Below are 12,846 nucleotides of genomic sequence, written 5' to 3' on the forward strand. Positions count from 1 at the left end.
GCGATGTCGTGCCTGGTTGCATGGCACCGACCGTCGCTCCCGCCGATGACATCTGCGTGCTGGCAAGACCGCGCGGGGTACATGCGGGCGGTCCGGGCGTGCCATCATCGGCGGCGTGGATATTCGTCGTCGGTCCCTGCTCGGGGGTGGGTTGGCCGCTGCCGCGGCCACGCTCGCCGGGTGCGGGAAGCCGGTCGGGCCGAGCTGGAACGAGCCGGCCGCGGTGCCCGTGGCCGATCAGGTTTCCGTCGCCCCGTCGAAGACCTCGGCCGCGATCAGGCCCACGCCGGCGCAGACCCGCGCCGCGGCGCCCCCGCCGTACGCGGCCCGCGTGCAGAACACGTTGGCGAAGTATCTGAAGCCGACCTCGGACAACCCCAAGCATCCCGGCTACGCGGGCGCCGTCGCGCTGGTCATGGTCGACGGCAAGACCACCCTGCACACCGCCGTCGGACACGCCCTGCGCTACAAAGCCGGCCCGGTCGAACTGCCCGCGAGTAAACGCGTCGTCATGAAACCCGACGCGATCTTCGACCTGGCCTCGCTGACCAAGGTCTACACCGCGCTGCTCGTGCTGCGGCTGGCCGACCAGGGCAAGATCGACCTCAACGCGCCCCTGCGGAAGTACCTGCCCGAGTTCACCGGCACCGGCAAAGCCGCGATCACCATCGCCATGCTGCTCGCCCACACCAGCGCCCTGCCCGTCGGCGCGAAGGTCACCGGCCTGCCCGACAACGCCGCCCGCTGGAAAGCCGTGCTCACCACCCCGCTGGTCAAGGGCGGCGTGCCCGGCACCACCTTCCGCTACTCCAGCGTCGGGCTGATGCTGCTGGGCCGGCTGGTCGAGAAGCTCACCGGCAAGAGCCTCGACAAGGCCCTGCGTGACAACCTGCTCACCCCGCTCGGCCTCAAGGACACCGGCTTCCAGCCCCTGAAATGGGTCTCCGACAAGAACCGGCTCGTCGCCACCGACGCCCGCTCCTCCCGGGGCCTGCTGCGCGGCACCGTCCACGACGACGTCTGCAACCACCTCGGCGGGGTGGCCGGGCACGCCGGCGTCTTCGGCACCGCCAAAGATGTCGCCGTCATCGGCCAAATGCTGCTCAACGGCGGCACCCACAACGGCAAACGCCTGCTGTCCGCCGACATCCTCAGGACCGCCCTGACCAACGTCAACAAGGGCAAGAAGGCCGTCGACGCCGACCGCCCCGGTCGCAGCGCCGACCACGGGCTCGGCTTCGAGATGAACCAGCCGTGGTTCATGGGCAGACTCGCCGCACCCACCACGTACGGCCACACCGGCTTCACCGGCACCTCGCTGCTGGTCAGCCCGGCCCGCAAGACGGTCGTGGTGCTGCTGACCAACCGCGCCCACCCCAACTGGTCCTGGTCCAATCCCGACACACACCGCGTCGCGGTCCACAACGCCATCGCGTGAAGCGGGGCGGCGATCAGTTTCTGACCACCGCCCCGGCCAGCAGCGGGATCAGCCCAGCCCGTTGAGGAAGCCCTCGTGGTTGGTACGGAACTCCCAGTTGTAGAACTTGTCCCAGTTGATCGACCAGGTCATCAGGCCGCGGAAGTTGGGGTTGGTGCCGCTGCGGACCGCGTACCCGCCGCAGTTGCTGCCCTTGACCAGGCAGGTCACCGCCTGCTGGACCCCCGCCGGGGCGACGTAGCCGTTGCCCGCGCTCACCGATGACGGTGCGCCGAAGGCGACCTGGTCCTCGCGCAGCGCCGGGAACATGTTGGCCGTGTTGCCGGCCACCGGGAAGCCGGCCAGCATCATGTCGGTCATCGCGATGTGGAAGTCGGCCCCGCCCATGCTGTGGTACTGGTTGTCCAGGCCCATGATCGAGCCGCTGTTGTAGTCCTGCACGTGCAGCACCGTCAGGTCGTTGCGCATCGCGTAGATCACCGGCAGGTACGAGCCCGCGCGCGGGTCCTGCCCGCCCCACGGCCCGGAGCCGTAGTACTGGTAGCCGAGCTGCACGAAGAACGTCTCCGGGGCCATGGTCAGCACGAAGTTCGCGCCGTAGCGGGCCTTGAGGGACTTCAGCGCGGCGATCAGGTTGACGATGACCGGCGTCGTCGGGTTCTTGAAGTCGGTGTCACCGGTGTTCAGCGACAGCGAGTGGCCCTCGAAGTCGACGTCGACGCCGTCCAGGCCGTACTTGTCGATGATCGCGCTGACCGAGCTGACGAACTTGTCCCGGGCCGCGGTCGTGGTGAGCTGGACCTGGCCGTTCGCGCCGCCGATGGACAGCAGCACCTTCTTGCCGGCCGTGCGCTTGGCCCGGATGGCGCTGATGAAGTCGGCCTCGCTCTCCACGCCGGGGCATTCGGCCGCCGGGCAGAGGGTGAAGCGGATGTCGCCCGAGGTCGCGCTGGTCGGCTCGCCGAAGGCCAGGTTGATGATGTCCCAGTCGGCCGGTACGTCGGCCATCCGCAAGTAGCCGGAGCCGTTGGCGAAGCTCGAGTGCAGGTAGCCGATCAGCGCGTGCTTGGGCAGCCCGGAGACCGGCGGCGGCGTCGTGGGCGGCGGGGTGGTCGGAGGCGGGGTGGTCGGGGGTGGCGTCGTCGGGGGTGGCGTGGTGGGCGGAGGGGTCGTCGGCGGAGGCGTGGTGCCACCGCAGGCGCCCTTGTCGGCCCAGACACCCCACTCGCCGCTGGCCGTGGGCACCTCGCCCTGCGTCCACCATTTCGCGGTGTAGTTCTTGGCCTGGTACGAGACGGAGTTGTCCTTGACGTACACCGCCGAGGAGCTCCACGCCGGGGCACAGGCGGCGGCAGCGCTCGCGGACGAGGCTATGTAGACGGCGGAGCCGGTGGCCGCGAGGGCGGCGGTGACGGCGAGGATGAGTGAACGGCGCATGGGGGGTGGCCTCCACGTCGGTGTATCGACAGTTGGCCAATTATTAGGACTGTTAACTGTTCCTGTCCAGTGAACGTTTTTTTCACGCCTGGTCGAACCGGATCCGCAACCCGGTCCGATCGAAGAGCAACAGGTCCGGCAGACCGATGCCGACCTCCAGCTCCTCGCCCACCCGCACCTGCCGGGGAACCGGGACCCGGACCATCACCTCACCCGTCGGCGGTGCGTCCACCAGGTCGTACGCGGGATAAAAGCCGTACGGCGTGCTCGCGGCGACCGACCGCGACGGGGCCGCCGGCGCGTCCAGCCGGACGCTGGGCACCCCGCCGACGTCGACGTGGGCCAGCAGCTCATGGCCGAGGTTCTCCACGGCGCACACCTTGCCCCGCACCGACATGTCGTGCTCGCGCAACGGCAGCGCCCGCAACGCCAGCGTGACCCGTTCGGTGTGGTGCTCGGCCAGCCGCGCCGTACGCGGATCCCCCGGCGGCAGCTCCAGCACCTGCGAGCCCAGGTCGAGCACCACCCCGCCGTCCTGGGCGTACACGGCCGCCTCCAGCAGGCTGGTGCGGGGCATGCCGAGGAACGCCGCCACGAACAGGGTGTCCGGGTCCGCGTACACGTCGACGGGCGGGCCGACCTGCTGGAGCACACCCAGGCGCAGCACCGCGATCCGGTCGGCCATGCTCATCGCCTCGGTCTGGTCGTGCGTCACGTAGATCGTGGTCACCGCCAGCCGCCGGGCCAGGGCCACGATCTCGCCGCGCAGCGCCGCCCGGGCCCCGGCATCCACGTTGGACAAGGGTTCGTCGAGCAGGAAGACCGCGGGCTTACGGACCAGCGCGCGGGCCATCGCGACGCGCTGGCGCTGACCGCCGGACAGGTGCTCGGGATAGCGGCTGAGCAGGTCCGCGACCCCCACACTGCGGGCCACGTCGGCGACCCGGGCCCCGATCTCCTCGGCCGGGTGGGCCGTCGCGCGCAGCGGGAAACCGATGTTCTGGGCGACCGTCAGGTGCGGGTAGAGGGCGTAGTTCTGGAACACCATCGCGATGTCCCGCTCGCGGGGACCGATCTCGGCCACCGGCACGCCGTCGAACGTGACCGTGCCGCGAGTCGGCTCCTCGAACCCGGCCAGCAGCCGCAGCAGAGTCGACTTCCCGCAGCCGGTCGGCCCGAGCACCACCAGGAACTCGCCGGGGGTTATCTCCAGGTCGACGCTGTCCACCGCGACGACATCGTCGAAGTTCTTCGTGAGGCCGCGTGCGGCGATCGCCACCATGCACCCATGGTGCGGCTTCGGTGACCATCAATGCCAGACCTTTGCCGGCCCGGCTGCCGCGGGGGGCTAGTGCAGGACCGTGCGGTCGAGGAAACCGTCGCCGTCGTCGTCGAACATCCGCTTCTCGAAGACGCCGTCGTGGTCCTTGTCGTAGTCGGCGAAGTCGACCCGGTTGTCCAGGTCCTTGTCGACGCCGACGAAGTCGGCCTGCCCGTCGCGGTCGAGATCCACCCGGATCTCCGCGCCGCCGTCCTCGCGGCCCCGGTAGGTCGCCTTGTCGAGGTGGCCGTCGCCGTCCGCGTCGACCCGGTTGTGGTAACCCTTGGGCGGGGCCAGCTGCTCGGGCTCCCCCAGGCCGCTGTGCGCCGAGCCGGACTCACCGAGACCGCTGCGCGGCGCGTCACCGAGGGCCGAGACCGCCGGGAGACCGTCCAGGTCGGGACCCGGCGCCGAGCCGAAGCCGGACCGCGCGGAGAACTCCGGCGCGGAGCCCAGCCCGGACTGGGCGGACATGCCGCCGGTCCCCCAGGCCTCCGGCGCCGAGCCGAAACCCTCGGTGGCGGTCCCGGTGGCGCTGCCGAACTCCGACCACTCGCCGAGGCCGGCCGAACTGTCCGTGGCGGCCGCACCGAGCCCCTGGCTGACCGTTGCCGGGCCGGCGGTCCCCTGGTCGACCAGGCCGTGCCCGACCGAGCCGGCCACGTCACCGATGCCGAACGAGGAGAACAGCCCGAACGTGCTCGACTTGGTGACCCGGTCCTCCACGATCGCCGTGTGCGCGCCCGCATCGATGCTGACCTGCTGGCGCAGCAGGTCGGCCTCCTCGGCGTCCAGGACGTAGCCGGCCAGGGTGCCCGCCGGGTCAGCGGCGAGCTGGGCCTGGAACGACGGGTCGGTCAGCAGCCGCTCCAGCACCTCGTCGAAGTCACTCATGGCGCCCACGGTAGGAGCCCGCGTCCAGCGACCGCCATCGGTGAGGTGGTCAATCCCCGCGGACCGGCCGCGCCGGTCAGTCGAGTTCCGGCATCGGCACCGGCTGTGGCCTGGGCCGGCAGGTGCCGCACTGGACGGCGTCCTCGACCACCAGGGCCTCGGCCCGGTCCCGCTGCGCCGACCGGCTCACCTGAAGGAGGTACGGCCCGAAGCGGGCATGGTCCTCGCAGACGCCCCGGCCGCAGAACCGGCAGGTCCCCCGGGCCGCCTTGGCACAGAACCAGCAGAGCACGTGTGTTCCCCTCGTCAGCCGATGATGATGGGTGGTGTGGTGGTGGTCGTGCTCGGCACCGGCGTCGTCGCCGGTGGCGTCGTGGTCGTCTGACTCGGGCGCGGCGTGGTGGTCGTCGGCACCGGGGTGGTCGGCCGGGGCGTGCGCGGCGGCGTGGTCGCCGGTCGCGTCGTGGGCCGGGTCGTCGGCCGGGTGGTGGTCGGGTCCGGGTCGTCCGGCGTGGTCGGGTCGACCGGGTCGGCGGTCGGCTGCGGCACGGTCGTCGCCTCGGTCGGCGGCACCGAGGTCGGCGTCGGCACGGAGGGAACCTCGCTGGGCAGGTCCGAGGGCAGCGGCTGGTCACTGGGCGACGGGCTGGGCGAACCGGCCGGCGGCTCCACCTTGACGCCGTCACCGCAGCTCAGGTCCGTACCGGTGGCCGGGGTGGGGGTGCCGTCCACCAAGACACGGCCGGTGGCGGTGATCAGGCCGTCGGGCTCGACCGCGTACCAGGAGGCGCCGTTGTTGGTGACCAGACCGCCGGGCCGGGTGACGTTCAGGGAGAGCGCCTGGTAGGCGCCGCTGGTGCTGGCCGTGTCGGCCAGCAGGCGGCCGGCCTCCAGGGCGAGGGCCCCGTGCGGCACCCGCTGACGTCCGGCGTCGGTGTAGAGCTTGCCGACCTGGGCCTGCGAGCCGGCGCAGAACAGGGTGGCCGAGCCGCCCTGGAAGGTCAGCCGGCCGGTGGTCCCGGCGGGGACGATGATCCGGTCGCCCTCGTCCAGGTAGCGCCGGTCGCCCTCCTCGAGCCGCACGTTGCGGCCGTCGACGGTCGCGACGATCGTGCCCCGGTCCGAGGTGAGCAGCGCGCGGTCGGTGGGCATCTCGGCCCAGGCCGGGCCGGGCGCGAAGTTGATCACAGTGAGCAGCAGCGAGAGCAGGAGCAGCAGCAGGACGAGCCACCACATCCGGCGCTCGAAGCGGCGGTCCACCTCGGGGTCCTCGGTGCCGTCCGGCGGACCGGGCGGCACGGCCAGCGGCGGGTAGACGCCGGCGGAGTGCACACCCTCGGCGGCCGGCCCGCTGCCGGCCGGACCGCCCGCTGTGGAGCCGGGCGTGCCGACCAGCGGTGGCAGGTCGGAGGCGTCCGGGATGACCCAGAGGCGTACGGGGGTGCGGGCCTGCGCGACCATCCCCGGGATGCCGTCGCCGACCGGGCCGACCAGCGTGCCCCGGCGCAGTTCGACGCCGTCGGGCATGGCGATGACGCCGGACTCCACGACGACCGCGTGGGTCGGCCCCTGCAGGACCACCGGCGCGCCGGGCTCGAGATCCACCGGGTGCGCGGAGGCGATCAGCGCGAGCCGCTCGTCCCCGGCCAGCCCGGCCAGCGCCGGAGTGTCGGCGAACAGCGCCTCGGCCTCCGCACGGTCGGCCGGCGGCGGACCGGGCAGCGGACCGACGACCGTGGCGACGGTGGCGGTGGGCACGGCGAGCAGCGTGGTGCCGGCCGTGTGCCAGTCCAGCGACGTGGCCCGGCCGGTGAGCGCGTTGGCCAGCCCGACCACACCACCGGCGCCGACGTGGTGCCGGATCGTGCCGCCGGGGTCGCCCGGCTTGCGGGCCTGCACTGCGCCGTCGACAACGACGTACACGGCCTGCTGGGTGGTGCCCGCGACGACGAGCTGGGTGCCGGAGTGCGGACGGATCCAGCGGGCCCGCGCGGCCAGGCCGGCCAGCGCGTGCTCGGGCAGGCCACCCAGGTCGGAGGCGCGCAGGGCGGCCAACCGGCGGGGGGCGTCGGCCTCGCGGCGCTTCTCGGCGGACCGCTCACGCAGCAGCCGCCAGGAGCGGGCCAGCCGGCCCACGGCGAGGTAGATCAGCGGGGCGCAGAGCCCGCACACGACCAGGATCAACAGCAGCTTCGCGGTGAAGCCGCTGTGCCACAGACCGGTGACCAGCCCGGAGACCCGGTCGGCCCAGATCCGGTACGCCAGGTTCGCCGCGATCGCCACCCACAGCAGCGCCAGTACGCCGTACAGGGCGACGATGCGGCCCTCGCGGTCCAGCCCCGCCCACGCCGGCGGGCGCCCGCGCAGCCGGCCGGACACCCAGGCGAGGCCACGGCCGCGCAGGTTGGGGATCTCCAGCCAGTCCATCAGCAGGTAGTAGCCGTCGAGCGCGAGCAGCGGGTTCAGGTTGAACAGCACGTTGAGATACCAGGCGAAGGCCAGCTTGAAGGCCAGCGGCCCGAGCGCGGGCACGGCCAGCCCGACGAGCTGCATCGACCCGGCGAGCACGAGGCCGGTGGCCGGACCGGCCGCGGTGACCAGCATCCGGGCCCGGCGCCCGGCCATCCACACGTCGGTGGTGTCGACGAAGACCGAGGGGATGCCGAAGTACACGAGCACGCCGGCCGCGGGCACTTCCCGCCCGGCGTGCTTGGTGGCCAGCGCGTGCCCCAGCTCGTGGCTGGCCAGCGCCACCAGGTTGAGCAGCAGCAGGACGACCGCGCCGAGCAGGTAGGAGCCGCCGGACAGGAAGACCGCCTGGCTGCCCCGCCACCAGGTGGTGACGAACAGGCCGAGCCCGGCCACCGCGAGGACGGCCATGACGATCGCCGCGACCTTGGTGAACAGGAACCGGCCGCCGGCACGGTAGAGCGCCGTGATCACCCGGTCGATGTCGAAGACCAGCATCCGCCGGCCACGCGCCGCCGCCAGCACCCCGCTGCCGACGCGCCGGGGCAGCGGCTGGCGCTCGAGCTCCTGCAACGGGCGGAACGCGTCCACCGGCAGCTCGTCGAGCATCCGGTTGCCGGCGAGGTCGGCCACGACCCGGCGGACCTGGTCGGGAGCGAGCCGGCCGGCCAGACGGGCGAACTCGGCGACGAGACGGGCCACCGTGTGGGTGCCGTCCATCATCTGCGCGAGCTGCCACTCGTCCGGGGTCAGCCGCAGATAGCAGGCCCGGCCGCCGTCGTCGGGCGAGCGGAGCATCACGTACGCCGAGCCGCGCACGCTGGTCAGCTCGACGGCCTCGATCCCGGCGCGCAGCACGGGCCGGGCCCGCGCGGGGTTGAGCCGGTCGACCACCGCACCCCAGAGACCGGGGTCGGCGGGTCCGAGCGGCTCACCCGGCGCACGTCCGGCCAGGGCTTCCCAGACACTCATCCGGGTCTCGACGTACGTCACGCCTTCAGTCCGTTCAACGGGGGTTTGCCTTCACAGGCTGTGGCGAATGGAGAGTAGGCGGTCAGCGAGGCGGAAGGCGAGCCCCCGATAAGCCGATCGCCAGTAGAAACTCCACACAGCGGACATAAAGGTGCGGTGGGCGGTCGCGATCAACCCCCTTGATCGCGACCACCCACCGCCGTGGGGAGGTGACGCCGCCCGATGGCCCGGGCGGCGCCAGGTTGGTTTAGGGGGCCTCGGTCAGCGCCGCGCTGACCGTCTGCTGCTGGCCGTTGCGGGTGAAGACGACGGTCACCTTGTCGCCGACCTTGGCGGACTGGATGATCCCGATCAGGTCGTCGGAGTCGTTGACGGCCTTGCCGTTCACCGAGTTGATGACGTCGCCGCGCTCCAGGCCGGCCTTGGCCGCCGCGCTGCCCTCGGTGACCGTGCTGACCAGGGCGCCGCCACCCTCGGCCTCGGTCACGCTGACGCCCAGCGCCGGGTGGCTGACCTTCTTGCCCGCCATCAGGGCGTCGGCGACGTCCTTGACCTTGTTGCTCGGGATCGCGAAGCCCAGGCCGATGTTGCCCGAACCCTGCCCGGAGGTGGCGATGGCGGAGTTGATGCCGATCACCTCACCGTTGGTGTTGACCAGCGCGCCGCCCGAGTTGCCGGGGTTGATCGGGGCGTCGGTCTGCAGCAGGCCGGACATCGAGGTCGCCCCGGCGCTCTGCTGCTGTGGCTGCTGCTGGCCGCCGAACGGGTTCTGCGGGGTCTGCTCGTCCTCACCGCCGGACCGGATGGTGCGGTCCTTGGCGCTGATGATGCCCTCGGTCACCGAGCCCTCCAGGCCCAGCGGGCTGCCGAGCGCGAGCACGGTGTCGCCGACCTGCATCTTCGAGCTGTCGCCGAACTTGGCCGCGGCCAGGCCGGAGACGCCGTCCGCCTTGATCACCGCGAGGTCGGTCCGCGGGTCGGTGCCGACGATCTTGGCCTGGGCCTTCTTGCCGTTGGCGAAGATGACGGTGACCGAGTCGCCGGTGGCGGTGGCGACCACGTGGTTGTTGGTCACGATGTAGCCGTCGGCGCTGATCACGACGCCCGAGCCCTCACCGGTCTGGGTGGTGATCGAGACGACGCTGTCCTTGACCGCCGCGACGATCTGGGCGAGCGACGAACGGTCGACCACCCTGTTCACCGAGGCGTCGGCGGTCTGCACGGTCCTGGTGTTGTTGTCGTCGTCGAAGGCGAGCGCGGCGGCCGCGCCGACCCCGCCGGCTCCCAGGGCGATCAGCACCGCGGCCGCGCCGGCCACGAAGATCTTGCGGCCGCGGCCGGCCCGCGCGGGGTCGCGCTGCTCGGTCCCGACGGCCTGGGCCCACGCCGGGGCATCGGACTGCGGGGGTACGCCGCCACCGGGCGTCCACTGGCCGGGCTGGCCGGGCGCGCCCTGGGCCGCGTACTGCGGGTGGGGCTGGCCGGCGTAAGCACCCGCGTAGGGCGGCTGCGGCTGGCCGGGGTACTGCTGCTGGCCGGCGCCGTAAGGCTGCTGGCCGTAAGGCAGCTGCTGCGTGTGGTGCTGCTGGCCCCCGTGCTGGGCTGCCGGCTGGGCCGGGTGCTGGCCACCGCGCTGCCACGGCGACGCGAGCCAGGCGCCCTGCTGCTGAGGCGCACCCGGCTGCGGAGCGCCGGACTGCGGGATACCGGACTGCGGAGCTCCGGGCTGGGGCGCACCGGACAGGGGCGCACCCGACTGGGGAACGCCGGAGTGCGGAACGCCGGACTGGGGGGCGGCCGGCTGGCTCAGCGTGGGCTGCTGCGCCGTGGTGTCGGACTGTCCCCGCTCCGGGCCGGTCGCGGGAGAGGCGTCCGCGGGCCGGTGCGACAGCTCCTCGGACGGTGAGCTTTCGTGCCGCTGCGGGTCGGTCTCGTACTCGTTCATGCGGACTACATTGCCCCTGTCCGCTCCGACTCACCTGTGTTGGCCCTGGACGTTTTCTGTGAATGGACGTGCCGGGAAAATCAGGAGTCGTCCGGTTCCAGAGCGGGCAAAGTGACCCGGAAGGTCGCACCCTTGCCCGGCTCGCTCAGCACCTCCACGGTGCCGTGGTGGGCCCGTACGATCGCGGCGACGATGGCCAGGCCCAGGCCAGTGCCGGTGGCCGCGCGGTCCGTGTGCCGGGTCCGGGCCTCGTCGGCGCGGTAGAAGCGTTCGAAGACGTGCTCGCGCTGCTCGGGCGACAGACCGGGCCCGGTGTCGGCGATCTCGATGACCGCGCGGTTGCCGGACTCCGGATAGAGGGAGAGCGTCACCGCGGCGTCGGCCGGCGTGTGCACCAGGGCATTGGTCATCAGGTTGCCGATGACCTGCCGCAGCCGGGCGTCGTCGCCGTACGCGACCAGCTTCTCCGGCGACTCCCGCACGTCCACCTCGATCTTGCGGTCCGGGGCGGTGGCCCGGGCGGCCTGCACCGCGTCCATGGCCAGCACCGGCAGCTCCACCGGGGCCAGCTCGACCGGGCGCTCGCGGTCCAGGCGGGCCAGCAGCAGCAGGTCCTCGACCAGCAGCCCCATCCGGGCGGCCTCGTCCTCGATGCGGCGTACCAGCTTGGCGGTGTCCTCCGGGTTGGCGACCGCGCCCTGGCGGTACAGCTCGGCGAAACCGCGGATGGAGGTCAGCGGGGTGCGCAGCTCGTGCGAGGCGTCCGCGACGAACTGGCGCATCTTCTGCTCCGAGCGCACCGCGCGGGCCTCGGAGATCTGTGCGGCCTCGGCGGCGTCGCGGGCCTGCGACTCCGCGGCGCGGGCGGCGGTCTCGGACAGCGCCCGGGCGGTGAAGGCCGCCTCGATCTGGGCCAGCATCGCGTTCAGGGCCCGGGACAGCCGGCCCAGCTCGGTCTTGGGTTCGCCCTCGTCGGGCTCCGGATCGGGCACGCGCTGGGTGAGGTCGCCGGCCGCGATGGCGGCGGCGGTCCGCTCGATCTGCCCCAGCGGGATCAGGCTCTGCCGCACGATGGCCGCACCCACCGCGGCCAGGGCGAACAGCACTCCGGCGCCGACCAGGACGTCGACCCAGATGAGCCGGGCGATGGCCTCGTCGATGCCGCGCAGCCGCTGCCCGGCGTGCAGCACGGTGCCGCCGTTGACGTAGGTGACCAGCATCCGCCAGATCACGGTGCCGTCGGCGGACTTGACCGTGTACTGCTTGCCGATGTGCTTGTTGACCTCGTTGACGCCCTTGAGCACCGGCGGCAGCTGGCTCGGCTTCAGCGCGGGGTCGTACTTCGGGTAGTCCGGGTCGCCGATGCCGTCCACCGTGGTGACGTTGACGTAGTAGTCGGCCGGCAGGATCAGCGTCTCGTTGCCCTTGAGGTTCTCCAGGGTGTCGGTGAACCGGACCAGGCCCACGTCCAGCCGGTTGATCATGTAGCTGTGCAGCGCATAGGTGCTCGCGGCGCTGATCAGGGACAGCGCCGCGAACACGAGGGCCAGCACGGCGGCGACGAGCTTGGTGCGCAACGGCACCCGCCGCAGATTGGTCTCGGGGACGTGACTGCGGACCCGGTCGGTGATGGTCAGGGACACGGTCGGCTCATGCCGCGGGTTTGCGCAGCACGTAGCCGACGCCGCGGAGCGTGTGGATCAGTCGCGGCTGGACGTTGTCCACCTTGCGGCGCAGGTACGAGATGTACGACTCCACGATGTTGTCGTCACCCCGGAAGTCGTACTTCCACACGTGGTCGAGGATCTGCGCCTTGGAGAGCACCCGGTTGGCGTTGAGCATCAGGTAACGCAGCAGCTTGAACTCGGTGGGCGAGAGCTGCACGCGCTGACCGGCCCGGTAGACCTCGTGCGTCTCCTCGTCGAGCTCGAGGTCGGCGAAGACCAGGCGCGACGGCTCCTCGTCACCGGCGGTGGTGCGGCGCAGCACGGCCCGGATCCGGGCGGTGAGCTCCTCGAGGCTGAACGGCTTGGTCACGTAGTCGTCGCCGCCCAGGGTGAGGCCCCGGATCTTGTCGTCGGTGCCGTCGCGGGCGGTCAGGAAGACCACGGGCGTACGGGCGCCGCCCTCGCGCATGAGCCGGATGACCTCGAAACCGTCGAGGTCGGGCAGCATCACGTCGAGGACGACGAGGTCAGGGCTGGCGTTCTTGGCCGCGCTGACGGCGGCGCTGCCGCTGGTGGCGGTGCTGACGTCGAACCCTGCGAAACGCAGGCTGGCGGAGAGCAGCTCGAGGATGTTCGCGTCGTCCTCGACGACGAGGAGCTTCGCCTCGCTCTGCTTTCCCTGGGTCTGGGTAGCGGCCATGCC

Annotated in this window: 9 protein-coding genes; 1 reads left to right on the forward strand and 8 read right to left on the reverse strand. The window is 72.0% G+C overall.

The window, feature by feature from the left end:
- Window positions 1-115 precede the first annotated feature (115 nt).
- Window positions 116-1,438: a serine hydrolase domain-containing protein gene (locus ACQP2Y_RS41455; RefSeq protein ID WP_433721803.1), complete on the forward strand. Its 1,323-nt coding sequence runs from the start codon at window positions 116-118 to the stop codon at window positions 1,436-1,438.
- A 48-nt stretch (window positions 1,439-1,486) separates the two neighbouring features.
- Here ACQP2Y_RS41455 and ACQP2Y_RS41460 read toward each other — a convergent pair whose 3' ends face one another.
- From ACQP2Y_RS41460 to ACQP2Y_RS41495, 8 genes are all read right to left on the reverse strand, one after another.
- Window positions 1,487-2,875, reverse strand: a complete 1,389-nt coding sequence (locus tag ACQP2Y_RS41460) for a chitinase (RefSeq protein ID WP_433721804.1) — start codon at window positions 2,873-2,875, stop codon at window positions 1,487-1,489.
- A gap of 82 nt (window positions 2,876-2,957) precedes the next feature.
- On the reverse strand, window positions 2,958-4,157 hold the full coding sequence (locus tag ACQP2Y_RS41465; protein ID WP_433721805.1) for an ABC transporter ATP-binding protein: 1,200 nt from the start codon (window positions 4,155-4,157) through the stop codon (window positions 2,958-2,960).
- Window positions 4,158-4,223: 66 nt separating this feature from the next.
- Window positions 4,224-5,090, reverse strand: a complete 867-nt coding sequence (locus tag ACQP2Y_RS41470) for a hypothetical protein (protein WP_433721806.1) — start codon at window positions 5,088-5,090, stop codon at window positions 4,224-4,226.
- 76 nt (window positions 5,091-5,166) lie between these two features.
- On the reverse strand, window positions 5,167-5,382 hold the full coding sequence (locus tag ACQP2Y_RS41475) for a hypothetical protein (RefSeq protein WP_360821960.1): 216 nt from the start codon (window positions 5,380-5,382) through the stop codon (window positions 5,167-5,169).
- Window positions 5,383-5,396: 14 nt separating this feature from the next.
- Window positions 5,397-8,552 (reverse strand): cyclic nucleotide-binding protein, encoded by a 3,156-nt coding sequence (locus tag ACQP2Y_RS41480; RefSeq protein WP_433721807.1) that lies wholly within the window; start codon window positions 8,550-8,552, stop codon window positions 5,397-5,399.
- A 226-nt stretch (window positions 8,553-8,778) separates the two neighbouring features.
- Entirely contained in the window at window positions 8,779-10,476 is a 1,698-nt protein-coding gene (locus tag ACQP2Y_RS41485; RefSeq protein ID WP_433721808.1) for a trypsin-like peptidase domain-containing protein, read from the reverse strand.
- Between the two features lie 80 nt (window positions 10,477-10,556).
- Entirely contained in the window at window positions 10,557-12,113 is a 1,557-nt protein-coding gene (locus ACQP2Y_RS41490) for a sensor histidine kinase (RefSeq protein ID WP_433732283.1), read from the reverse strand.
- A 13-nt stretch (window positions 12,114-12,126) separates the two neighbouring features.
- Entirely contained in the window at window positions 12,127-12,843 is a 717-nt protein-coding gene (locus tag ACQP2Y_RS41495) for a response regulator transcription factor (protein WP_433721809.1), read from the reverse strand.
- Between the last annotated feature and the right edge of the window lie 3 nt (window positions 12,844-12,846).

It is taken from the genome of Actinoplanes sp. CA-051413 (assembly GCF_050955795.1).
In the GTDB taxonomy this organism is placed as follows: Bacteria; Actinomycetota; Actinomycetes; order Mycobacteriales; family Micromonosporaceae; genus Actinoplanes.